The organism is Hydrogenophaga crocea (genome assembly GCF_011388215.1).
Classification (GTDB): Bacteria; Pseudomonadota; Gammaproteobacteria; order Burkholderiales; family Burkholderiaceae_C; genus Hydrogenophaga; species Hydrogenophaga crocea.
This window is the reverse complement of the sequence record NZ_CP049989.1, coordinates 4,051,960-4,074,803: the sequence shown is the minus strand read 5'-3', so window position 1 is coordinate 4,074,803 and position 22,844 is coordinate 4,051,960. Positions and strand designations below refer to the sequence as shown.

The 22,844-nt window shown below is 71.7% G+C and carries 17 protein-coding genes; 5 read left to right on the top strand and 12 right to left on the bottom strand.

All coding sequences use genetic code 11. From position 1 onward, the window contains the following. The first annotated feature begins 18 nt into the window (after window positions 1-18). Window positions 19-879, top strand: a complete 861-nt coding sequence (locus G9Q37_RS19325) for a hypothetical protein (RefSeq protein ID WP_166229840.1) — start codon at window positions 19-21, stop codon at window positions 877-879. A gap of 35 nt (window positions 880-914) precedes the next feature. On the opposite strand, the gene G9Q37_RS19320 is transcribed toward G9Q37_RS19325, so the two are convergent. Beyond that, on the bottom strand, window positions 915-1,247 hold the full coding sequence (locus tag G9Q37_RS19320; protein ID WP_166229838.1) for a hypothetical protein: 333 nt from the start codon (window positions 1,245-1,247) through the stop codon (window positions 915-917). Between the two features lie 164 nt (window positions 1,248-1,411). On the opposite strand from G9Q37_RS19320, the gene G9Q37_RS19315 reads away from it, so the two are divergent. Next, complete coding sequence (locus tag G9Q37_RS19315) at window positions 1,412-2,131, top strand: hypothetical protein (protein ID WP_166229836.1); 720 nt, start codon at window positions 1,412-1,414, stop codon at window positions 2,129-2,131. A gap of 2 nt (window positions 2,132-2,133) precedes the next feature. Here G9Q37_RS19315 and mdeB read toward each other — a convergent pair whose 3' ends face one another. Beyond that, window positions 2,134-4,701 carry an alpha-ketoglutarate dehydrogenase gene (gene mdeB, locus G9Q37_RS19310; RefSeq protein WP_166229834.1) on the bottom strand — a complete coding sequence of 856 codons (2,568 nt, stop codon included), beginning with the start codon at window positions 4,699-4,701 and terminating at the stop codon, window positions 2,134-2,136. A 105-nt stretch (window positions 4,702-4,806) separates the two neighbouring features. On the opposite strand from mdeB, the gene G9Q37_RS19305 reads away from it, so the two are divergent. Continuing rightward, complete coding sequence (locus G9Q37_RS19305; RefSeq protein WP_166229832.1) at window positions 4,807-5,274, top strand: Lrp/AsnC family transcriptional regulator; 468 nt, start codon at window positions 4,807-4,809, stop codon at window positions 5,272-5,274. Window positions 5,275-5,292: 18 nt separating this feature from the next. On the opposite strand, the gene uvrA is transcribed toward G9Q37_RS19305, so the two are convergent. Further along, window positions 5,293-11,109 carry an excinuclease ABC subunit UvrA gene (gene uvrA, locus G9Q37_RS19300; RefSeq protein WP_240936436.1) on the bottom strand — a complete coding sequence of 1,939 codons (5,817 nt, stop codon included), beginning with the start codon at window positions 11,107-11,109 and terminating at the stop codon, window positions 5,293-5,295. A 195-nt stretch (window positions 11,110-11,304) separates the two neighbouring features. On the opposite strand from uvrA, the gene G9Q37_RS19295 reads away from it, so the two are divergent. Beyond that, window positions 11,305-12,411, top strand: coding sequence for an ABC transporter substrate-binding protein (locus tag G9Q37_RS19295; RefSeq protein WP_166229830.1), 1,107 nt, complete (start codon window positions 11,305-11,307; stop codon window positions 12,409-12,411). Window position 12,412: 1 nt separating this feature from the next. On the opposite strand, the gene G9Q37_RS19290 is transcribed toward G9Q37_RS19295, so the two are convergent. The 3 genes from G9Q37_RS19290 to G9Q37_RS19280 all read right to left on the bottom strand — a co-directional run bounded on the left by G9Q37_RS19290 (window position 12,413) and on the right by G9Q37_RS19280 (window position 17,442). Further along, window positions 12,413-12,850 carry a universal stress protein gene (locus tag G9Q37_RS19290; protein ID WP_166229828.1) on the bottom strand — a complete coding sequence of 146 codons (438 nt, stop codon included), beginning with the start codon at window positions 12,848-12,850 and terminating at the stop codon, window positions 12,413-12,415. A gap of 69 nt (window positions 12,851-12,919) precedes the next feature. Beyond that, window positions 12,920-15,721 (bottom strand): molybdopterin-dependent oxidoreductase, encoded by a 2,802-nt coding sequence (locus G9Q37_RS19285; RefSeq protein ID WP_166229826.1) that lies wholly within the window; start codon window positions 15,719-15,721, stop codon window positions 12,920-12,922. Further along, window positions 15,718-17,442 (bottom strand): NADH-ubiquinone oxidoreductase-F iron-sulfur binding region domain-containing protein, encoded by a 1,725-nt coding sequence (locus tag G9Q37_RS19280; RefSeq protein WP_166229824.1) that lies wholly within the window; start codon window positions 17,440-17,442, stop codon window positions 15,718-15,720. The genes G9Q37_RS19285 and G9Q37_RS19280 overlap by 4 nt, the downstream gene beginning before the upstream one ends. An 80-nt stretch (window positions 17,443-17,522) precedes the next feature. On the opposite strand from G9Q37_RS19280, the gene G9Q37_RS19275 reads away from it, so the two are divergent. After that, a complete protein-coding gene (locus G9Q37_RS19275) occupies window positions 17,523-18,614 on the top strand; it encodes a substrate-binding domain-containing protein (RefSeq protein ID WP_166229823.1) in 1,092 nt (363 codons plus the stop codon). A gap of 32 nt (window positions 18,615-18,646) precedes the next feature. Here G9Q37_RS19275 and G9Q37_RS19270 read toward each other — a convergent pair whose 3' ends face one another. From G9Q37_RS19270 to G9Q37_RS19245, 6 genes are all read right to left on the bottom strand, one after another. Continuing rightward, window positions 18,647-19,114: a CesT family type III secretion system chaperone gene (locus tag G9Q37_RS19270; RefSeq protein ID WP_166229822.1), complete on the bottom strand. Its 468-nt coding sequence runs from the start codon at window positions 19,112-19,114 to the stop codon at window positions 18,647-18,649. Window positions 19,115-19,200: 86 nt separating this feature from the next. Then, a complete protein-coding gene (locus G9Q37_RS19265; protein WP_166229820.1) occupies window positions 19,201-20,391 on the bottom strand; it encodes an AAA family ATPase in 1,191 nt (396 codons plus the stop codon). Between the two features lie 88 nt (window positions 20,392-20,479). Next, a complete protein-coding gene (locus G9Q37_RS19260) occupies window positions 20,480-21,151 on the bottom strand; it encodes a 2-hydroxychromene-2-carboxylate isomerase (protein ID WP_166229818.1) in 672 nt (223 codons plus the stop codon). After that, window positions 21,148-21,372 carry a DUF1289 domain-containing protein gene (locus tag G9Q37_RS19255; protein WP_166229816.1) on the bottom strand — a complete coding sequence of 75 codons (225 nt, stop codon included), beginning with the start codon at window positions 21,370-21,372 and terminating at the stop codon, window positions 21,148-21,150. Before G9Q37_RS19255 ends, G9Q37_RS19260 begins: the two co-directional genes overlap by 4 nt. Further along, on the bottom strand, window positions 21,369-21,884 hold the full coding sequence (locus G9Q37_RS19250) for a YbaK/EbsC family protein (RefSeq protein ID WP_166229814.1): 516 nt from the start codon (window positions 21,882-21,884) through the stop codon (window positions 21,369-21,371). The genes G9Q37_RS19255 and G9Q37_RS19250 overlap by 4 nt, the downstream gene beginning before the upstream one ends. Window positions 21,885-21,927: 43 nt before the next feature. After that, window positions 21,928-22,839: a hydroxymethylglutaryl-CoA lyase gene (locus G9Q37_RS19245; protein WP_166229812.1), complete on the bottom strand. Its 912-nt coding sequence runs from the start codon at window positions 22,837-22,839 to the stop codon at window positions 21,928-21,930. Window positions 22,840-22,844: the final 5 nt, after the last annotated feature.

Genomic DNA, 22,844 nt, shown 5'->3' with positions numbered 1-22,844 from the left:
CACCATCGAGCCGATCCCATGATTCACAAATCGCACAAATCGCCCCGGCCGCTGCTCACGCTCGCCGAGGTCATGGCCCGCGAGGCCGCCGACCCCGAGCAACGCACGGTGGGGCCGATGTACCAGGTGGTGGTGGCCAAGCGCGACCGCATGGTCCGCAAGCACATCGATTTCGAGCGGCATCCCAAAGCCCTGTACGTCAGACCCGATGCGGACGGCCAGGCCGTGCTGAAGATCAAGGGGCATGTCAAGACGCCCCGCGTCCTCGTCCTCGACCTCGCGGGCGGCGACGCGCTGCTGCAAAGCGAAGCGGGCATGGGCCAGCTGCAGCAGCTCATTGCCGTCTACCGGCGCAAGCACGGTGGCAATGCGCTCGTGGAGCAGGCCTGCGAGGATCTGCGGCAGCTGTGCCTGACCGCGAAGGGCCACAAGAACCAGTTTCCGGTCGACAGCCTGTGCGAGGCGCTGAAGGTGTTGCACGACGCCGACCATCCCGTCAGCCCGCCCACACTCACCGACCACATCACGGCGCCAGACATCGGCCACCTGCCGCCCAAAGAGGTGGGGCACCCGCGCCCCGAGGAGATCGAGCGGCCGTCGCCGCGCGACACCATGGTCGCCGACGTCCCGACCACCGTGCCCGCGCCCCCGGCGTGGCCAGTGGTCGTGCCGCGCCTTGCGCTGCCCCGCACCGAGGAGCCCGGCGCCACGCCGCCGGAACGCAAGACGGCGTTCACGGGCCAAACGCCCCACAGCCCGCGGCCGCTGAGGCCACAGCCCGTGCCGCAGCCGCTCAGGGCGTCCACGGCCAGGACCACACCGCGCACGCCGCCGGGCTCGGCCGACCGCAACGCCGACCAGCCGCCCGAACCGCAATGAGCGGCGGGCGCCGCCCGATCGCCCCGCTGCGCGCCTCAGCGCGGTCCCGCAGGCGCTTGTGCCTCGAGGCTGGCATCGCACCCCGCTCCCGCGGCGATCCAGCGCCTGGCCAGTCGCCGCAGCAGCGGCGCGGCCCAGGCCCAGCGCGGGCCCAGCACGCCCGCGGCATCGGTGATCGCGCCACAGCGGTACTGCGCCGCAGCGCCGTCCCAGCGCAGCGCGTCGCAGGCGCCGACGCGCTTGCGCGAGATCACGCGCCCCAGGGGGCAGGGCTCGGCCAGGCAGCACACGCCGCAGCCGTTGCAAGGCGCGCCCAGCGCGGGCTTGGCGGGGGCCTCGGGGTGGATGTGGATGGTCTGGTGGGGCATGCGGTGGCGGGGCCGGGCGAGACGCGAATCATCGCGCGCTTCGCACCGCCCTCGGCGACGGCGTGCCGGAACCCCGCCCGGCACGCAACCACCCACCCCACCCATCCCCTTCACACGTGCTGTCACACACCGCCGCCCCGCCATCAACCCCTTACCGCACGACCATGGAAAGAACCTCTCAACTCAAGTACGCCGCCGTCGCCCACCACAGCACACCCGCGATCGACAACGTCGCGCCACTCGATGACTACCTGCAGTCGCTGAAGCGGTGGGGACAGCCAGGGCCCACGCGCAAGGTCCTTTACCTCAAGGTCGTGGACGGGGTGGCACATGTGTCCACCCAGAAGGGCATCACGCCCCGCGCCACGGCCACCGCCGCAGCGAGTGCGATGACGGACTTCCTGTACGCACTGGGCCTCCAGTTCACCAGCGAGGGCTCCCCGGCACTCCGGGCGGCGGGCCGCGCGCTCTGCGATCTGGCCCACAACCCCGACAAGCAAGGCGGGGTCGCGGATACCGAGGCACTGCGCGCCTGCGTGCACCGGTTGCGCGTGGCGATCGATGAAGCGCGCCCTGAGCCCCTCGACGACCAGGCGGTGAGCCTGCAGTCGTCCAGCCGCGAGGCGTCACCCCAAGCGGTCTTCCCATCCGCCCCCAGCCAGGAGGCCCTGATCGGCGCGCCCGCCACCGACATTCCCTTGCCGCGCCCCCACTCCCTGCTCAACCTCAACCTGTCCGCGGTGCGCACGCATCAAGCCGGTTACCGGCCGCTCGACGCGGCGCGCCCCAGCACCGACCGCTCAGACCTCGCATCGCGCTTCTTCAAGACGACGAGGCGCCCCAGCGAAGAAAAGAAGCACCTCATCAACAGCAACGAGGACTGAGCTCAGCGACGCGCCTCGGCCGCGATGTGCGCCGCGTCCACGCCGAAGTAGCCGCGCAAGGCGGCCCGCGTGTCGCTGCGGCCGAAGCCGTCGGTGCCCATGCAGCGGTAGCGCCGGTCCGGCGGCAGCCAGGCGCGCAAGGCTTCGGGCACGGCGCGCACGTAGTCGCTCGCGGCGATCACCGGGCCCGCGGTGTCGGCCAGCAGGGTGTGCAACCAGGGCGTGCGGCCCTCGGCTTCGGCGGCCTGCGCATCGCGCGCCAGCTCGCTCCAGCTCGTGACGCTGCACAGGTGCACGCGCCAGCCTTCGGCGGCCAGCACCTCGGCAGCGCGCTGCACCTCGGTGAAGATCGCGCCCGAGCCCATGAGCGTGACCGGCTCGCCTCCCTCGGGGCCGAGGCTCGCAAAGCGGTAAGCGCCTTTGAGCACGCCCGTGTGCGCGGCGATCGGCAGGTCGGGCTGGGCGTAGTTCTCGTTCATGAGCGTCACGTAGTAGAAGACGTCGCGCTGGTCCACCAGCATCTCGCGCATGCCGGCGTCGACGATGAGGGCCATCTCGCCCGCGAACGCGGGGTCGTAGGCCTTGCAGTTGGGAATGGTTGCGGCCACCAGGTGGCTGCTGCCGTCCTGGTGTTGCAGGCCTTCGCCACCGAGCGTGGTGCGGCCCGAGGTGGCGCCGATGAGAAAGCCCCGCGCGCGCTGGTCGGCCGCGGCCCAGATGGCATCGCCCACGCGCTGGAAGCCGAACATCGAGTAGTAGATGTAGAAGGGCAGCATGGCCAGGCCGTGCACGCTGTAGCTCGTGGCCGCGGCGGTCCAGCTCGCGAGCGCGCCCGCTTCGCTGATGCCCTCTTCGAGGATCTGGCCGTCGAGCGCCTCGCGGTAGCTCAGCACCGAGCCGATGTCTTCGGGCGCGTAGCGCTGGCCCACGCTGCTGTAGATGCCCACCTGCTTGAACAGGTTGGCCATGCCGAAGGTGCGCGCCTCGTCGGCCACGATGGGCACGATGCGCGGGCCCAGCGTGCGGTCCTTGAGCAGGTTGCCGAGCAGGCGCACGAAGGCCATGGTGGTGCTCATGGCCTTGCCGTCGGCCTGCAGCGCGAAGCCGGCATAGCCGTCGAGCGCGGGCACGGGCAGCACCGCGCAGGCCGATTCGCGGCGCGGCAGCGGGCCGCCGAGCGCGGCGCGGCGTTCGCGCAGGTAGCGCATCTCGGCGCTGTCCTCGGCCGGCTTGAGGAAGGCCAGGCCGGTGGCCTGCTCGTCGCTCAGCGGCAGCTGGAAGCGGTCGCGGAAGGCCAGCAGTTCGTCGGCGTCGAGCTTCTTCTGGCTGTGCGTGGTCATGCGGCCCTGGCCCGCCGCGCCCATGCCATAGCCCTTCTTGGTGTGCGCGAGGATCACCGTGGGCTGGCCGCGGTGCGCCAGGGCTGCGGCATAGGCCGCGTGGATCTTCACCAGGTCGTGGCCGCCGCGCTTGAGGCGGTCGATCTGCTCGTCGGTGAGGCCTTGCACCAGCGCCGCCAGCGCGGGGTTCTGGCCGAAGAAGTTCTCGCGGTTGTAGCGGCCGTCCTTGGCCGCGAAGGTCTGCATCTGACCATCCACGGTGTCGCCGAGCGCGCGCACCAGCGCGCCGCTGTGGTCGCGCGCGAACAGGCCGTCCCAGTCGCTGCCCCAGAGCAGCTTGATCACGTTCCAGCCCGCGCCCGCGAACAGGCGTTCGAGCTCGTCGATGATGCGGTGGTTGCCGCGCACCGGGCCGTCGAGCCGCTGCAGGTTGCAGTTGACCACCCACACCAGGTTGTCGAGCTTCTCGCGCGCGGCCAGCGTGAGCGCGCTCATGCTCTCGGGCTCGTCCATCTCGCCGTCGCCGAACACGCCCCACACCGTGCGGCCGCCGCAGTCGAGCAGGCCGCGGTGGGTGAGGTACCGCATGAAGCGCGCGTGGTAGATCGAGCTGATCGGCCCGATGCCCATGGAGCCCGTGGGGAACTGCCAGAAGTTGGGCATGAGCCAGGGGTGCGGGTAGCTCGAGAGGCCACGCGCGCCCTGCGCGGGCGCCACGATCTCCTGGCGGTAGTGCAGCAGGTCCCGCTCGCTGAGCCGGCCTTCGAGGAAGGCGCGGGCGTACACGCCGGGCGCGCTGTGGGGCTGGAAGAACACCAAGTCGCCGCCGTGCGCATTGGTGCGGCCGTGGAAGAAGTGGTTGAAGCCGGTCTCGAACAGGTCGGCCGCGCTCGCGTAGCTCGCGATGTGGCCACCCAGTTCACCGTAGGCCTGGTTGGCGCGCACCACCATGGCCAGCGCGTTCCAGCGCATCAGCGAAGCCAGCCGCTCCTCGATCGCGAGATCGCCCGGGAACACCGGCTGCTGCTCGGCGGCGATGGTGTTCACGTAGGGCGTGTTGAGGCTGGGCCGCCAGCCCACGCGCCCGGCCCCCGCGGTGGCCACCAGCGCGTCCAGCAGCTGGCGGGCGCGCGTGGGGCCGTGGGCCTGCAGCAGGGCCCGGAACGCGTCTTGCCATTCGGCGGTTTCCTGGGGATCGGGGTCGGGCGACAGGTGTTCGGACGGGCTCATGGCCGCGCACTGTAGGCGCGGGCGCGCGGCATGTGCTGCCGAAACGGTCGCCACAGGGCAAATCAGCAGCACATAATGCTGCGACCTTGTCTCTTTTCAGCACAAATGAACCTCGACGCGCTCGACCGCCGGATCCTCCACGAATTGCAGCAAGACGGTTCCTTGTCGAACGTGGCGCTGGCGCAGCGCGTGGGCCTGTCGCCCTCGCCCTGCCTGGCGCGCGTGAAGGCGCTGGAGAAGGCCGGGGTGATCCGGCAGTACGTGGCGCTGGCCGACGCGGCGCGCCTGGGGCTGGGCCTGAACGTGTTCATCAACATCAGCCTCAAGACCCAGAGCAAGGAGGCGCTGGCGCGCTTCGAGCGGCACATCGCGGACTTCGACGAGGTGATGGAGTGCTACCTGATGACGGGCGACTCCGACTACCTGATCCGCGTGGTCGTGCCCGACATGGGCACGCTCGAGCGCTTCATCCTCGAGCGGCTGGCGCCGCTGCCAGAACTCGAGAAGATCCGATCGAGCTTCGCGCTCAAGCAGGTGCGCTACAAGACGGCGCTGCCGCTGGCGCGGGGGTGACGCGCCAGCCGCGGGGACTCACCCCCGCGCCAGCACCGGCGCCAGCACCTGGCCCGTGTGCGTGCCCGCGGCCACCACGCCTTCGGGGGTGGTGGCCGCCACGATGCGGCCGCCGCCCGCGCCGCCTTCGGGGCCGAGGTCGATGATCCAGTCGGCTTCGGCCATCACGTCGAGGTCGTGTTCGATCACCACCACGCTGTGGCCGCCGTCGACCAGGCGGTGCAGCACGCGGATCAGCTTCTCCACGTCGGCCATGTGCAGGCCCACCGTGGGTTCGTCGAGCACGTAGAGCGTGTGCGGCGCCTTCTGGCCGCGCCGGCCGACCTCGTCGCGCACCTTGCTCAGTTCGGTCACGAGCTTGATGCGCTGGGCTTCGCCGCCCGACAGCGTGGGTGAGGGCTGGCCCAGCGTGAGGTAGCCCAGGCCCACGTCCTTGAGCAGCTGCAGCGGGTGGCTGATGGCGGGCATGGACGCGAAGAAGTCCACCGCCTCGTCGACCTCCATCTGCAGCACCTCGCCGATGTTCTTGCCCTTCCAGGTCACGGCCAGCGTTTCGGGGTTGAAGCGCGCGCCGTGGCAGGTCTCGCAAGGCACCTTCACGTCGGGCAGGAAGCTCATCTCGATGGTGCGCATGCCCTGGCCTTCACAGCTCGGGCAGCGGCCTTCGCCGGTGTTGAAGCTGAAGCGGCCCGGGCCCCAGCCGCGCGCCTTGGCCTCGAGCGTGTCGGCGAACAGTTTGCGCACCGTGTCCCAGAAGCCGATGTAGGTGGCCGGGCACGAGCGAGGCGTCTTGCCGATGGGCGTCTGGTCGACCTCGAGCACGCGGTCCACGGGTTCGCTGCCGAGCAGCTTGTCGCAGCCGTTCCAGGCCGGGCGCTCGCCCTTGTCCCAGGCCTTCTTGCCCGCGGCGGTGCTGCGCATGCCCACCGCCGCGGCGACGTTGGTGAGCAGCACGTCGCGCGCGAGCGTGCTCTTGCCCGAGCCCGACACGCCGGTGATGACCACGAGCCGCTGGAGCGGCACGCGCGCGTCGAGCTGGTGCAGGTTGTGCAGCGTGGCGCCGCGCAGCTCGAGCGTCTGGTCGTCGCCGGGCGGCACCGGGCGGCGCGGCTGCAGCGGGTGCTTCATGGCGTGCAGCAGGTAGCGGCCGGTGAGCGAGTCGGGGCTGGCCGAGAGCTCGGCCACCGTGCCCTGCGCCACCACGCGGCCGCCGCGCTTGCCCGCGCTCGGGCCGATGTCGATCACGTGGTCGGCGCGGCGGATGGTGTCTTCGTCGTGCTCCACCACCACCAGGGTGTTGCCCTGTTCGCCGAGCTGGTGCAGCGCGTCGAGCAGGATCTGGTTGTCGCGCGGGTGCAGGCCGATGGTGGGCTCGTCGAGCACGTAGCACACGCCCTGCAGGTGGCTGCCGAGCTGGGCCGCGAGGCGGATGCGCTGCGCCTCCCCGCCGCTGAGCGTGGGCGCGCCGCGGTCGAGCGTGAGGTAGTTCAGGCCCACCTGTTCGAGAAAGGCCAGGCGGCTTTCGATCTCGGGCAGCAGGTCGCGCGCGATGTCGGCCTCGCGCCCGCTCAGGCCCGCGCCCTGCATCAGGCCGACCACCCATTGGCGCACCTCGCTCACCGAGAGGCGCGCGATGTCGGTGATGGCCACCCCTGCGAAGCGCACGGCACGGGCCTGCGCATTCAGCCGTGTGCCTTCGCAACCCGGGCAGACCTCGTCGCCCACGCCTTCCACCTCGGGTTCGGCAAAGCTTTGCTCGCGGCCCTTCTGGTCGTCGTCGCGCACCGAGTCGTCGAGCGCCTTGCGCTGCTCGCGCGAGAGCTTCACGCCCGTGCCCACGCAGTCGGGGCACCAGCCGTGCTTGCTGTTGTACGAGAACAGGCGCGGATCGAGCTCAGGGTAGCTGGTGCTGCACACCGGGCAGGCGCGCGCGGTGCTGAACACCTCCACCTGGCCGATGGCCTTGGTGGACCGGCCCTCGGCGATGGCCTCCTTGAGGCCGTCGAGCGGGTGCAGCAGGTGCAGCACGCCCTTGCCGTGTTCGAGCGTGCGCGCCAGCTGCGCGCGCAGGTTCGCCTCGTCGCCGGGATCCACGACGAAGTCGGCCACCGGCAGTTCGATGGTGTGTTCCTTGAAGCGGTCGATGCGCGGGAAGCCCGTGGTGGGCAGGAACTCGCCGTCCACGCGCAGGTGGGTGTGGCCGCGCGGGCGCGCCCAGTCGGCGAGCTCGGTGTACACGCCCTTGCGGTTGACCACCAGCGGCGCGAGCAGGCCCACGTGCCGGCCCGCGTGCTTGCGCAGCAGCGCGGCGGCAATGCTGTCGGCGCTCTGCGGCTTCACGGCCGCACCGTCGTGCACGCAGTGCTGCGTGCCCAGCTTCACGTAGAGCAGGCGCAGGAAGTGCCAGACCTCGGTGGTGGTGCCCACCGTGCTCTTGCGGCCGCCGCGCGAGAGGCGCTGCTCGATCGCCACCGTGGGCGGGATGCCGTAGACCGCGTCCACCTCGGGCCGGCCCGCGGGCTGCACGATGCTGCGCGCGTAGGCGTTGAGGCTTTCGAGGTAGCGGCGCTGGCCTTCGTTGAACAGGATGTCGAAAGCCAGGGTGCTCTTGCCCGAGCCGCTCACGCCCGAGATCACGTTGAACTTGCCGCGCGGGATGTCCACGCTGAGCTGCTTGAGGTTGTGTTCCTTGGCGTTGACGATGCGGATCGCGTCGCCGTGCGGCGCGGCGCGGCGCGCGCGCGCCGCGGCGTAGGGCCGCGCAGGCGCGTCGTTCACCGCCACCACGCGGTCCATGGCCTCGGCGTATTCGCGCAGGGCCCGCGCGGTGTGGCTCGTGGGGTGCTCGCGCACCTGCTCGGGCGGGCCTTCGGCCACCACCGTGCCGCCGCCCGATCCGCCCTCGGGGCCGAGGTCGATCAGCCAGTCGGCGGCGCGGATCACGTCGAGGTTGTGCTCGATCACCACCAGCGAATGGCCGGCGTCGATGAGCTTGCGCAGCGAGCGCATGAGCTTGGCGATGTCGTCGAAGTGCAGGCCGGTGGTGGGCTCGTCGAACAGGAACAGCGTGCCCTTGCGCGACACCGGCTGGCGGCTCGAGCTGCCGGCCTTGGCCGCTTCGGCCAGGAAGCCCGCGAGCTTGAGGCGCTGGGCCTCTCCACCCGACAGCGTGGGCACGGGCTGGCCCAGCTTCACGTATTCCAGGCCCACGTCCACGATGGGCTGCAGCGCGCGGATGGCCTCGCGGTCGGCGCGGAACAGCTCGGCCGCCTCGCTCACCGTGAGGCCGAGCACGTCGGCCACGCTCAGCAGGCGGCCGCCGCGCTCGATCTTCACCTCGAGGATCTCGGGCCGGTAGCGCTGGCCGTCGCAGTCGGGGCAGCGCAGGTAGACGTCGGAGAGGAACTGCATCTCGACGTGCTCGAAGCCCGAGCCGCCGCAGGTGGGGCAGCGGCCGTCGCCGCTGTTGAAGCTGAACTTGGCCGGCGTGTAGCCGCGCTGGCGCGACAGCGGCAGGTCGGCGAACAGCGAGCGGATCGCGTCCCACGCGCCCACGTAGCTCACCGGGTTGGAGCGCGCGGTCTTGCCGATGGGCGACTGGTCGACGAAGACCACGTCGGCGAGCTGTTCGGCGCCGAGCAGGCGGTCGTGCGCGCCGGGCGATTCGGTGCTCTGGCCGAAGTGGCGCATGAGCGCGGGCGCGAGCACGTCCTGGATCAGCGTGGACTTGCCCGAGCCCGACACGCCGGTGACCACCACCAGGCGTTGCAGCGGAAATTCCACCGACACGTTCTGCAGGTTGTGCTCGCGCGCGCCTTCGAGGATCAGGCGCGGCGTGCTGTCGGTGACGGCGCGCTTGAAGCCCATGCCGATGGTCTTGCGCGCGCCCAGGTAGGCGCCGGTGAGCGTGTCGGCCGCGCGGATCTGCTCGGGCGTGCCGTCGAACACGATCTGGCCGCCGCGCTCGCCCGGGCCCGGGCCCATGTCGATCAGGCGGTCGGCCGCGAGCATCACCGCCGGGTCGTGCTCGACCACCACCAGGGTGTTGCCGGCGTCGCGCAGTCGCTTCATGGCGTCGACGATGCGCGCCATGTCGCGCGGGTGCAGGCCGATGCTGGGCTCGTCGAGCACGAAGAGCGTGTTCACCAGCGAGGTGCCGAGCGCGGTGGTGAGGTTGATGCGCTGCACCTCGCCGCCGCTGAGCGTGCGGCTCTGGCGGTCGAGCGTGAGGTAGCCGATACCGACCTCGCAGAGGTAGCGGATGCGGGTGTTGATCTCGTCGAGCAGCAGCTTGAGCGCCTGCTGCTCGCCCGCGCTGCCGGCCTGCGCGGGTGCGATGGATTCGAAGAAGCGCCGCAGGCTGGTGAGCGGCATGAGCATCAGGTCGTGCAGGCACAGGCCGGGCAGCGCCTCGAGCTGCGTGCGCGACCAGGCCACGCCCGCGGGCAGGTAGCGCCGTTCAGGCGGCAGCACCGCGTCGGCCTGGGCTTTCGTGCCCACGCGCCAGAGCAGGCTGTCGGTCTTGAGGCGCGCGCCGTGGCACACCGGGCATTCGGTGTAGCTGCGGTACTTGGACAAGAGCACGCGGATGTGCATCTTGTAGGCCTTGCTCTCGAGGTACTCGAAGAAGCGGCCCACGCCGTACCAGTGCTGGTTCCACTTGCCGTTCCACTGCGGCGAGCCGTTCTTCACCCAGTCCTGCTGCTCGGGCGTGAGCTTGGCCCAGGGCGTGTCGCGCGGAATGCCCGCGGCCTCGGCGTGGCGCATCAGGTCGTCCTGGCACTCCTTCCATGCGGGCGTCTGGAAGACCTTGATCGCGCCGTTGCGCAGCGTGAGCTTGTCGTTGGGGATCACCAGGCCGTAGTCCACGCCGATGACGCGCCCGAAGCCGCGGCAGCTCTCGCAGGCGCCCACGGCCGAGTTGAACGAGAACATCGAGGGCGAGGGATCGGCGTAGCGGATGTCGCTCTCGGGGCAGTGCAGGCCGGTGGAGAACTTCCAGATCTCGGGCTCGCCCTCGTCCTTGAGCGCGTACACCGTGAGCTTGCCCGCGCCGCGCTTGAGGCCGACCTCGATCGCCTCCATCACGCGCGCGGGTTCGGCGCTGGAGAGGCGGAAGCGGTCGGCCACCACATCAAGCAGCTTCACGGCCTCGATCGGCGGCTTGGCCTTCTTGCCCTTGGCGGGCGCTTCGTCTTTCACCGCGCGCTGCACGGTGCGCTCGGCCTGCACGCGGGTGTAGCCGCTGGCCGAGAGCCACTGCTCGACCTCTTCGGCCGTGGTGTTGGCGGGCAGCTCGACCGGGAAGGTGAGCACCAGCCGCGGATCGCCCTGCGCTTCGCTGCGCCGGCGCAGCTCGGCCGCGATGCTGTCGGGCGAGTCGTGGCGCACGGGCAGCGCGGTCTCGCGGTCGAACAGCTCGGCGCCGCGCGCGAACAGCAGCTTGAGGTGGTCGTTGAGCTCGGTCATGGTGCCCACCGTGGAGCGCGAGGACCGCACCGGGTTGGTCTGGTCGATCGCGATCGCCGGGGGCACGCCTTCCACGCGGTCTACCGCGGGCTTGTCCATACGGTCGAGGAACTGGCGCGCGTAGGCGCTGAAGGTTTCCACGTAGCGCCGCTGGCCTTCGGCGAACAGGGTGTCGAACACCAGGCTCGATTTGCCCGAGCCGCTCGGGCCCGTGACCACGGTGAGCTCGCCGGTGCGCACGTCCAGGTCAAGGTCCTTGAGGTTGTGCTGGCGCGCGCCGCGGATGCGGATCACGCCCTGCTCGGCCTCGCCCCCGGGCTGCTCGGGATCGGCGGGAAGGTCGGCTGGGCGCAGGTCGTCGGACATGGAGGGGCTCCGGAAGGCGAAGCGAAAGATTCTAGAAAGGCCGGCGCCGCGCCGGGCGCCCGCGCGCGATGCCCCTGTGGCCGCCTCAGGCTAGAGCGGCGCCGCTCACGGCGCTTTCGACGCCCTACATCCCGTGCGGCGCGCTCCGGCCTTAATCCTGTGTTCAGAATCGACGGATTCATCACGGAGACATGCATGACGAAGACTTGGTTCATCGGCCTGGCCATCGCCCTGGCCTGCGCCCAGACCCACGCCCAGTTGCGCATCGGCCAGCCCTCGGGCTTCAGCGGTTCGGTGGCCGCGGGCGTGAAAGAAAACACCGACGGCGCCAAGCTCTACTTCGATGCGGTGAACGCGCGCGGCGGGGTGAACGGCCAGCCGATCGAGCTGATTTCGGTCGACGACAAGTTCGACCCCAAGCTCACGGTGGAGCTCGGTCGTGAACTGATCACCAAGCGCGGCGTGCTCGCGCTGTTCCTCAACCGCGGCACGCCGCACGCGCAGGCGCTCATGCCGCTGCTGGCCGAGCACAAGGTGCCGCTGGTCGCGCCCAGCACCGGCGCCATGGTGCTGCACGAGCCCGTGAACCCCTGGATCTTCAACGTGCGCGCCACCTACCAGCGCGAGGCCGCGCGCGCCATCGAGCACCTGGCGAGCATCGGCCAGAACCGCATCGCCATCCTCGAAACCGACGACAGCTTCGGCGCCGATGGCGCGGCCGGCGCCATGCAGGGTTTCGCGAAGGTCAAGCTCGAACCCGTGCTGCGCCAGAAGACGCCGCGCGAGAAGCCCGACTTCAGCGCCGTGGCCGCCGAGATCGCCAAGCTGCAGGCGCAGGCCGTGATGGTGATCGCCTCGGCCGGCAACACCGCGAACGCGGTGCACGCGCTGCGCGCCGCGGGCTCGCGTGCGCAGGTGGTCACGCTGTCCAACAACGCGTCCGAGGGCTTCATCAAGCTGCTCGGCGAGCACGCGCGCGGCGTGATCGTGACGCAGGTCTTCCCCAACGAGCGCTCGGTGAGCTTCCCGCTGATCAAGGAGGCGCAGGACCTCGCCAAGGCCAAGGGTCTGGACGGCGTGTCGCCCGCGATGATGGAAGGCTTCGCGGCCGCCAAGGTGCTCACCGAAGGCCTGCGCCGCGCCGGCCCCAACCCCACGCCGCAAAAGCTGCGCGACGCGCTCGAAGGCCTGTCGCGCTACGACCTGGGCGGCCTGACCGTGAGCTACAGCGCCACCAACCACACCGGGCTGGACTTCGCCGACCTCTCCATCGTGGACGCCAACGGACGCTTCCGCCGCTGACTCATTCCTTCACGATCAGCACCGGCTGCTTGGCGTGCGTGAGCACTTTCTGCGCCACGCTGCCGAGAATCAACGCCTTCACGCCCTGGCGGCCGTGCGAGCCCATCACCACCAGGTCGCAGCCCTCGGCCTGGGCGGTTTCGAGAATGCCCTCCCAGACCATGTTGCGCTCGATGGTGTCGCCCGCGAAAGGCACGCCGCGCGCGCGGCAGGCCTCGGCCACCACCGCCAGCGCGGCGCCGGCCACGCGCTTGGCGTCGTTGAGGTAGCTCTGCAGACCCACAGCCGACGCATCGCCGATGCCGATGTAGGGGAAGGGATCGATCACGTAGACCCCGACCACCTGGCCGCCCGAGCCCTGGGCGATCTCCGCGGCCATGGCCGCGGCCTTGATGCCGACCGCCGAGCCGTCGGTGGGAACGAGGATCTTCTTGAACATGCGGGCCTCCTGGGTTGTGTGGTGAAGGCCCATTCTGGGCCGGGACCGCACAACCCGGCTTGATGCCCGTCAAGCGGACGTGGCTTCCGGCCTGACATCCACCGCGCAGTACTTGAGCTCGGCGATCTTGCCCACCGGGTCGAGCGCGGGGTTGGTGAGCACGTTGGCCGCGGCCTCGCGGTAGGCGAAGGGGATGAAGGCGGTGTCGGCGGGCAGCGCGTCGTCAAAGCGCACCGGCAGCGTGATGACGCCCCGGCGCGAAGCCACGCGCGCCGCCGCGCCCGCGCGCAGCCCCAGCCGGGCCGCGGTCTGCGGGTGCAGGCTCACCACCGGGCCGGGCTCGATCGCGTCGAGCACCGTGGCGCGCCGCGTCATGCTGCCGGTGTGCCAGTGTTCGAGCTGGCGGCCGGTGATCAGCACCAGCGGGAACTGCGGATCGGGCGTTTCGGCCGGCGGCGTGAGCGCCGCGGGCACCAGGCGGCCGCGGCCGTCGGCGGTGGGAAAGCCGTCGGTGAACACCACGGGCTGGCCGGGGTCGGCCTCGTCGGCCACCGGGTAGGTGACCGCGCCCTCGCGCCACAGGCGCGGCCAGCTCAGGCCGCGGATGCTGGGCATGAGCGCGCGCATCTCTTCGTACACCGCGGCGATGCCCTGCGTGGCGTCGGCGCTGCCGCTGCCGTCGGGCGCCACGCCGTAGCGCCAGGCCAGGCCCAGGCGCTGCGCGAGCTGCTCGGTGATCCAGGCGTCGGCGCGCGCCTCGCCCGGCGCGCCCACGGCCTTGCGGCCGAGCTGCACGCAGCGGTCGGTGTTGGTCACGCTGCCGGTCTTCTCGGGCCAGGCGGTGGCGGGCAGCACCACGTCGGCGAGCGTGGCGGTCTCGGTCAGGAAGATGTCGATCACCACCAGGTGCCGCAGGCCCGCGAGCGCTTCGCGCGCGTGGGTCGCGTCGGGGTCGCTCATGGCGGGGTTCTCGCCCTGCACCAGCATGGCGGTGATCTCGCCGCGGTGCGCGGCATCGACGATCTCGACCACGGTAAGGCCGGGCTCGCTGCCCAGCGTGCCCGCGGGCAGGCCCCAGAGCGCCTCGGCCTTGCCGCGCGCGGCGCCGTCGCCCACGCGCGCGTAGTCGGGCAGCACCATGGGGATCAGGCCGGCGTCGCTCGCGCCCTGCACGTTGTTCTGGCCACGCAGCGGGTGCAGGCCGGTGCCCGGGCGGCCGATCTGGCCCGTGACCAGCGCGAGCGCGATCAGGCAGCGCGCGTTGTCGGTGCCGTGGGTGTGCTGGCTCACGCCCATGCCCCAGAGGATCATGGCGTTCTTTGCGGTGGCGTAGGCGCGCGCGACCTCGCGCAGCGTGGCCGCGTCGATGCCGCAGACCGGGGCCATGGCCTCGGGCGTGAACGCCGCCACGTGTTCGCGGATGAGCTCGAAATCGCGCGTGTGGGCGGCGATGTAGGCGGGGTCGGTCAGGCCCTCGGCCACGATCACGTGCAGCAGCGCGTTGAGCAGGGCCACGTCGCTGCCGGGCTGGAAGCCCAGGTGCTTCCAGGCGTGGCGCGCGAGCTCGGTGCGGCGCGGGTCGGCCAGCACCAGGCGGGTGCCGCGCTTCACCGCGTTCTTGATCCAGGTCGCACCCACCGGGTGGTTCTGCGCCGGGTTGGCGCCGATCAAGAGCACGAAATCGGCGTGGGCCACGTCGCGCAGCGGGTTGGTGACCACGGCCGAGCCCAGACCCTCCATGAGCGCGGCCACGCTGGAGGCGTGGCACAGGCGCGTGCAGTGGTCCACGTTGTGGGTGCCGAAGGCGCTGCGCACGAGCTTCTGGAACAGGTAGGCCTCTTCGTTCGTGCCCTTGGCCGAGCCGAAGCCCGCAACCGGGCTCGCGCGACCGCGCGCGGCCGTGGCCTGCAAGGCGCGCTGGAAACCCGCGGCGGCGAGATCGAGCGCTTCGTCCCAGCTCGCTTCGCGGAACTGCGCGCGCAGCTCGTCGGGCGTGAGGCGGCGGCCCACGGCCAGCGGGTCCTTGGCCACGCCGGCGCGGCGCACCAGCGGGCGCGTGAGACGCTCGGGGCTGTGCGCGTAGTCGAAGCCGAAGCGGCCTTTCACGCAGAGCCGGCCTTCGTTGGCCGGGCCCGCGATGCCCTCGACGTGCGCGATGCGGTCGTTCTCATCGACGTGGTAGCGAAGCTGGCAGCCCACGCCGCAGAAGGGGCAGACCGAATCGACCTGCTTGAGCGAGGGCTTGGCGAAGGCACCGTTGGCGGGCGCGATGGCGCCCGTGGGGCAGGCCTGCACGCACTCGCCACAGGCCACGCAGGTGCTGTCGCCCAGGGGGTCGTTCTGGTCGAACACGATCTGCGCGTGGCCGCCGCGGAAGGCCAGGCCCAGCACGTCGTTGCCCTGGGTCTCGCGGCAGGCGCGGATGCAGCGCGTGCACTGGATGCAGGCGTCGCGGTTCACGGCCATCGCCGGATGGGAGCGGTCTTCTGCCACGGCCTCGCGCGCGGCGAAGTGCCCGGCGCGCGCGCCGGTTTCGCGCGCCCAGTGCGCGAGCTCGCTGTCGTGTTTGAGCGCGGCGGTGCCGGGCGCGTCGGCCAGCAGCAGTTCGAGCACGGTTCGGCGCGCGGTCGCCGCGCGCGGCGTGTCGCTCTTGACCACCATGCCCGCGCTCGGTGCGCGGCAGCACGAGGGCGCGAGCACGCGATCGCCCTCGATCTCGACCACGCAGGCGCGGCAGTTGCCCGCGGGGCGCAGGCCGTCGCTCGCGCACAGGCGCGGCAGCACGACGCCCGCGCGATCGGCGGCCTGCAGCAGGGTTTCGCCGGGTGCGGCCTCCACCGCGCGGCCATCGAGGATGAAGGGGATGTTCACGGGCCCACCTCGTCGGGGAAGAACCGGCGCACGCTGTCCACCGGGTTGGGCGCGGCCTGGCCCAGGCCGCAGATGCTGGCCTCGCGCATCACGGCCGAGAGTTCGTCCATGCGCTCGCCGTCCCAGGCAGGCGACTGCATGAGGCGCACGAGCTGGCCGGTGCCGGCGCGGCAGGGCGTGCACTGGCCGCAGGATTCGTGTTCGAAGAAGCGCATGAGGTTGAGCGCCGCGTCGCGCGCGCGGTCGTGCTGGCCCAGCACCACCACCGCCATCGATCCCACGAAGGCGCCGTGCTCGGCCAGGGTGTCGAAGTCCAGCGGCACGTCGGCCAGCGACGCGGGCAGGATGCCGCCCGAGGCGCCGCCGGGCAGGAAAGCGTGCAGCGTGTGGCCCTCGGCCATGCCGCCGGCGAATTCGTCGATGAGCTCGCGCAGCGTGATGCCCGCGGGCGCGAGGTGCACGCCCGGCCGTTTCACGCGGCCCGAGACCGAAAAGCGCCGCAGGCCGTGGCGGCCGCGGCGGCCCTGCGCGGCCCAGGTGGCGCCGCCCTGCGCGAGCAGCAGCGGCACCCACCACAGGGTTTCGAGGTTGTGCGCGAGCGTGGGCCGGCCGAACACGCCGTGGTGCGCCACGATGGGCGGCTTCAGGCGCGGCAGGCCGCGCTTGCCTTCGATCGATTCGATCAGCGCCGACTCTTCGCCGCACACGTAGGCGCCCGCGCCGCGGCGCAGTTCGATCGCCGGCGCACGGTAGCCGGGGAAGCGCTCGGCCAGCGCCTGCAGCCGCGGCCGCAGGGATGCGATCTCGCGTTCGAGCAGCGCGCGCGCGTCGTGGTACTCGTCGCGCAGGTAGAGCCACACGTGGCTCAGGCCCACCACCTCGGCCGCGATCAGCAGGCCTTCGAGCACCTGCGGTGCGCCCGTGGTGAGCACGTGCCAGTCCTTGAAGGTGCCGACCTCGCCTTCGTCGATGTTGACCACGCCGTAGCGCACGCCCGGCTGGGCGCGCACCGTGTCCCACTTGCGCCAGGCCGGAAAGCCCGCGCCACCCAGGCCGCGCAGGTTCGCGGCCTTGAGCTCGGCGATCACCGCGTCGCCCGTGAGCGCGCCCGCCAGCAGCCGCTGCAGTTGTGTGAGCGCATTGGCCTGCGGCGCGGGCAGCGCGCGCGGGCCGGTGTCGCCGCGCGCGATGGCGTCGCCGATGGCCTCGGGGCTGGCGTGCGGCAACTGGTGCTGGCCCACGCAGGCCGCGGGCGCCTGGTGGCACTGGCCGATGCAAGGCACGGGCTCGACGGCCAGGTGCGGACGGTCCGCGAGCGCGGCCCGCGTGCGCGCGAGCAGGTCCTCGCCGCCGGCCATGGCGCAGGCCAGGCTGGTGCACACGCGCACCGTGGTGCGCGGCACCTCGGCGGTGTCGTCGACGATCTTGAAGTGGTGGTAGAAGCTCGCGACCTCGAAGACCTCGACCTGGCTCAGGCGCAGCCGCTCGGCCAGCGCCGCGAGATGGCCCTGGCGCAGCGCGCCCTCGGCGTCGTTGAGGCGGTGCAGGTGCTCGATCAGCAGGTCGGCGCGCGGCGCCAGGCCTTCGCAGAGCGCGGCCACGCGCTCGCGTGCGGCCGGCTCGACCTGGCGGCCCTTGGGGGTGCGGCGGGCCGCCCCGTGCGCCTGCCGTTCCAGCGGGCGGATGGGGATGACCACGGGTGTGGCGGAAGGGGTGTTCATCGTGGGGTCCGGACAGTGGCGGCACGGTAGCACCATGGACGCCGCTTAATATGTTCGGCCTTGCACATTGGGAATCCGTCATGCCCGCCCGCCCCGCCGCCGCCCTGCACGTGAGCCTGCACCCGCACTGGCGCGTGGGCCGCAGCGAAACCGACACGCTCGACGCCACCGCCCTGCTCGACCTGCTCGCCACGGTGCAGGGCACGGGCAGCATCGCGCAGGCCGGGCGCGAGCTGGGCCTGTCGTACCGCCACGCCTGGGGCCTGCTGCAGCAGGCCGAGGCGCTGTTCGGCCAGCCGCTGCTGATGCGCGGGCGCGGCCGCGGCTCGGCGCTGACCGAGCTCGGCGAGAAGCTGGTCTGGGCCGACGCGCGCATCGGCGCGCGCCTGCAGCCGCTGCTCGAATCGCTGGCCTCGGAGCTCGAAGGCGAACTGGGCCGCGTGCAGCGGCGCACCCGCGCCGTGCCGCGCCTGCACGCGAGCCACGGCTTCGCGGTGGCCGCGCTGCGCGAGCAGCTCGCCGCGCGCGAGGTGGCGGTGGAGGTGCGCTACCGCAACAGCCTGGAGGCGGTGGCCGCGCTCGCGCACGGGGAATGCGAGCTCGCGGGCTTTCACGTGCCGCTGGGCGCGTTCGAGGCCGAGGCCGCGGCGCGCTACCGCGCCTGGCTGCAACCCGAGCGCCACCGGCTGGTGCACCTGGCGGTGCGCACGCAAGGCCTGTTCGTGGCCCCGGGCAATCCGCTGGGCCTGCGCGGGCTGGCCGACCTGGGCCGCCCGGGCCTGCGTTTCGTGAACCGGCCCGAGGGCTCGGGCACGCGCGTGCTCACCGAACTGCTGCTGCAGCGCCAGGGCCTGGCGGCACGCGCGGTGAGCGGCTGGGACAACACCGAGCTCACGCACGCGGCCGTGGCGGCCTACGTGGCCAGCGGCATGGCCGACGTGGGCGTCGGCGTGCAGACCGCGGCGCAGCGATTCGGCCTGCACTTCATTCCCTTGCTGCGCGAGCGCTATTTCTTCGCGGTGCCGGCCGACGCGCTGCAGCGCGACGCGTTCAAGCCGGTGCTCGCGGTGCTGCGCTCGCCGGCGTTCCGCGCGCGCGTGGCCGCGCTCAAGGGTTACGAGGCCGCGCAGACCGGGCAGGTGCTCACGCTGGGCGAGGCCTTCGGGGCCTGAGGCCGCGCACGGCCCATGCGGCCCACGCGGTCTCAGGCGGTGCGGGCCAGCAGCGCGTGCGCGCGTTCGCGGCTGTTGCGGTCGTCGGGCGCGAGGGTGGCCTCGCGCAACACGGCCTGCACGTAACGCGCGTGCGCGAGCGCGCGGCGCAGCTCCTGCATGAGGCGCTGGGCACCCTCCGGCTCGGCGAGCCAGAGCACCTGCAGCAGGTACACGTGGCGGCTGTTGCCGTCGCAGGCCAGCACGCCCAGGTGCCGGGGCACGCTCTGCAGGTTCAATTGCAGCAGCCGGCCCAGCACCGCGTCGCCCTGCCCGGCATCGAGGCGGCCGATGGGGATGCGCGCCTGCAGCAGGTGGGGCGCGTCGAAGGCCGAATAGCACAGCTCCAGGGCGAAGCCGTCGAGCGTGAACGGCAGGCAGGCCTGGGGGGCCTGGGGCGCGGGCAGGCCCGCGAATTCGCACCATTGCCGCAACGCGGCCTGAAAAACGCCTAGTGCCATGCGGGCTCCCTGGCGGTGGTCGACCGCCTGTTCGATGGCGGCTGTGTCGCCACGTCAGGACAAGGATTCCGGCGCGCGGGTGCCGGTCATGGTTTTGTCAGAAGCTCCAACGCCCCTTGGCGGTCCTCGGGCGGCCAGCGCCGCGCCTTCACGCATTGTTCGAACCAGCGGTGCATGGCCGCGTCGTCCACCGCGTATTCCCCGCGGGCCGACTTCCACACCAGCGACGGCGTGCGCTCGCGCAGCGATTCCAATGCTCGCTGAGCCATCTGGGGCGTCACGCGCGCGCCGGCCTGGCCACGGTAGAAGGCCAAGGCGTCGCCGTCGTAGGGCCGAAAGCGCGGCCCTTGCTCGAGCAGGCGCCAAAGAACCGCACGCTCCAGGGGCTTGAGCGCCAGAAAGTCGGACTCCATCTGGGCTTCGTCGTCCTGCTGCCGGCGCAGGGCGGCGTTCAGAACGGCCAACTCGAAGCGCTCGTTCAGACCCGCCACCGGGCTGAGGGCCTGGCCCAGTGCCTCCATGAAGAACTGCGGCCGCTGGCCGAAGCCGTCAAAGGCCTTCGACAGACAGGCCACGTCCACGGGTTGCAGGTCAGGACGCTGCCGGACCACGAGTTGCGCGACGTGCTGAATGAACTCGGGCCCCAGAGGCGGCATGCGGGTGATCTGCGAGCCGTAGAACGGCGCGCCGCCGGTGTTGACCAGACGCAGCAACTTGTCGCGGTCGGACCCCGACATCACGAGCATGAGATGCACCTCGCCCGGCCGATTGAGCTGGTCGCGCGCGGACTTGAGCGCAGCCATCGTCGCCTCGCCGGCCTCGCTTGTCAGCGCATGCTGTGCCTCGTCGACGATGAGGGCCACCGGCGATCGGGCGGCGTCGCACAACATCCGCAGCGCCTCTGGCAATGTTGCTCCATCGACACGGCCGATCTTGCCCAGATCGATCTTGAGCGCACCGGCCACGGTCACGCTTTCCAGGCCCGCCGCCTTGGCGGTGCGGGTCACCACGCCCAGCCGTGACGCGAGCGCGCGGGCGATCGCGTCCGCGATCAGCTCGCCGGGATCGCGCCGCGGATCGGCCCACAGGTCCACGTAAGCCACGGTCACGCCGGCCCGCTCCAGCGCCGGCTTCAGGTCGGCCTGCAAGAACGTGGACTTGCCCGTGCGCCGCGGAGCGGCGAGAAACAAACCGTTGTGCGCATCGCCAAAGACGGCCTTGCCGAGCAAGGCTTCGACCAGTTGCTGCGCCAGGGCTGGGCGTGGAAAGTGGATCAATTTATCGCCTTTTATCAGGGGAGACGTAAATTATCTCGCCTGCGATAAAAGCAGATAAACCGTCCGTCGCGGGCGGATACCGGGCCCGTCAGCGCCGCTGCACGCCCACCGCGGTCTGCCCCGCGCGCTCCCAGGCGCCGCTGTCGAACCAGGCGTCGCCCGCGAGCCAGGCCTGCAGCATGGGCAGGGCGTCGAAGCCCCAGAACACGCGGCCATCGGCCACCACCGCGGGCACGCCGAACAGACCGAGCGCGAGCGCTTCGTCGGTGTTGGCGCGCAGGCGCTGCTTCACGGTGTCGCCGTCGGGCGCGAGCCATTCGCGGCCGCGCTGGCGCATGTGGTCCTGCAGGCGTTCCTGCAGCGCGGCCAGGCGCGCCGGATCGGCCGCGTCGGCGCCGCCGTGCCACACGTGCTCGAACAGCAGCCCGGTGACGTAGCGGTTGGTGTCGCCGGGCGCCTCGTCCTGCGCGGTGGCCAAGCCCAGGCGCAGCAGCGGCAGCGGGTTGAAGGGATGGGCCGCGGGCATGTCGAGGCGGATGCCGTGGCGGTGCGCGAGCCACTGCACCTGGCGGTAGGTCCAGTCGCGCTTGCCCGGGATCTCGGCCGGGCCGAGCTGGCCGTGGGCCTTGAGCAGCGCCGCGAACAGCACCGGGCGGTAGCGCACCGCCACGCTGTGGCCTTCGAGCGCCTGCGGCAAGGCCGCGAAGGCCAGGTGGGCGTAGGGCGAGATCGGGTCGTAGAAGAACTGCAGCTCGGTCATGCGGGCACCTCGCGGGTTTCGAGCTGCGCCCACACGGCGAGCTTGGCGGCGTCGTCCAGGCGGCTCCAGGCGCCGATCTCGTCGAGCGTGCGCCGGCAGCCCACACACATCAGGCTGCGTTCGTCGAGCCGGCACACGTTGATGCACGGCGAGGGCACGGCCACGCCGGGCTGGCGCAGGCGGGCGCGCGCGAGGTTGGGGCGCTCGGGCGTCTGGCTCATGCGGTTTCAATCTGCACCACGTCGGCCACGGGCGCGCCGGTGTAGCGCGCAAGCTCCTGCGGCGTGAGCGGGAACACCGCGTGCGGGTGGCCCGCGGCGGCCCAGATCACGTCGAAGCGGAACAGCTCGCGGTCGATCAGCGTGACGGGTTCGTTCGCGTGCGCGAGCGGCGACACGCCGCCGATGGAGAAGCCGGTCTGCGCCTTCACGAACTCGGCGTCGGCGCGGCCGAGCTTGCCGCCGGCTTCGGCGCACACGATGTCCTGCACGCGCTTTTCGTCCACGCGGCGGTCGCCCGAGGTGATGACGAGCACGGCGCGTTCGTCGCTCTTGCGGCGGAAGATGATGCTCTTGGCGATCTGGCCCAGCGCCACGCCGAGCGCGTCGGCGGCCTGCTGCGCGGTGCGCGCGGCGTCGTCGAGCATCACGGGGGCATGGGCATGGCCGAGCGCGGCGAGGCGGTCGGCCACGCGCTGGATGGCGGGGGTGGGGGCAGCGGAATTCAAGCTCATGGCCCGGGATGGTAGGGGGCTGCCGATCGGCCCGTCGGCGGCGTCAGCCCTGCCGCTTGGCGAGCAGCGCGCGCGCCACGCGCGAGTTGGTGGGCCGGCCCAGCTGTTCGCTGATGTAGGTGCCGGCGTCGATCAGCGCGTCGAGGTCGATGCCGGTCTCGATACCCATGCCGTGCAGCAGGTAGACCACGTCTTCGGTGGCCACGTTGCCGGTGGCGCCCTTGGCGTAGGGGCAGCCGCCCAGGCCGGCCACCGAGGTGTCGTGGTGCCACACGCCCATCTCGAGCGCGGCCAGGGTGTTGGCCACGGCCTGGCCGTAGGTGTCGTGGAAGTGGCCCGAGACCTGGTCGATGTGGAAGTGCTTGAGCGTGGCCTCGATCGCGGCCTGAACCTTCTTCGGCGTGCCCACGCCGATGGTGTCGGCCACGCCCACGTGCTCCACGCCGATGCCCTTCATGAGGCCCGCGAGGTAGTCCACGCGCGAGGGCGGCACGTCGCCTTCGTAGGGGCAGCCCACGGTGCAGCTCATGGCGCCGCGCACCGCGATGCCCGCGGCCTTGGCGGCCTGCACCACGGGCGCGAAGCGCTCGATGCTCTCGGCGATGCTGCAGTTGATGTTCTTCTGGCTGAAGGCCTCGCTGGCGGCGCCGAACACCACGATCTCGTCCGGCTTGTCGGCCAGCGCGGCCTCGAAGCCCTTGAGGTTGGGCGTGAGCACCGAGTAGCGCACGCCGGGCTGGCGCCGCACGCCCTGCATCACCGCGTGGTTGTCGGCCATCTGCGGCACCCATTTGGGGCTCACGTAGCTCGTGACCTCGATCTCTTTGAGGCCCGCGGCCTGCAGGCGGTGCACCAGCTCGATCTTGACCGCGGCGGGCACGGGCTGCTTCTCGTTCTGCAGGCCGTCGCGCGGGCCCACGTCGACGATCTTCACGCGGGAGGGCAGGTTGTTCATGGGGC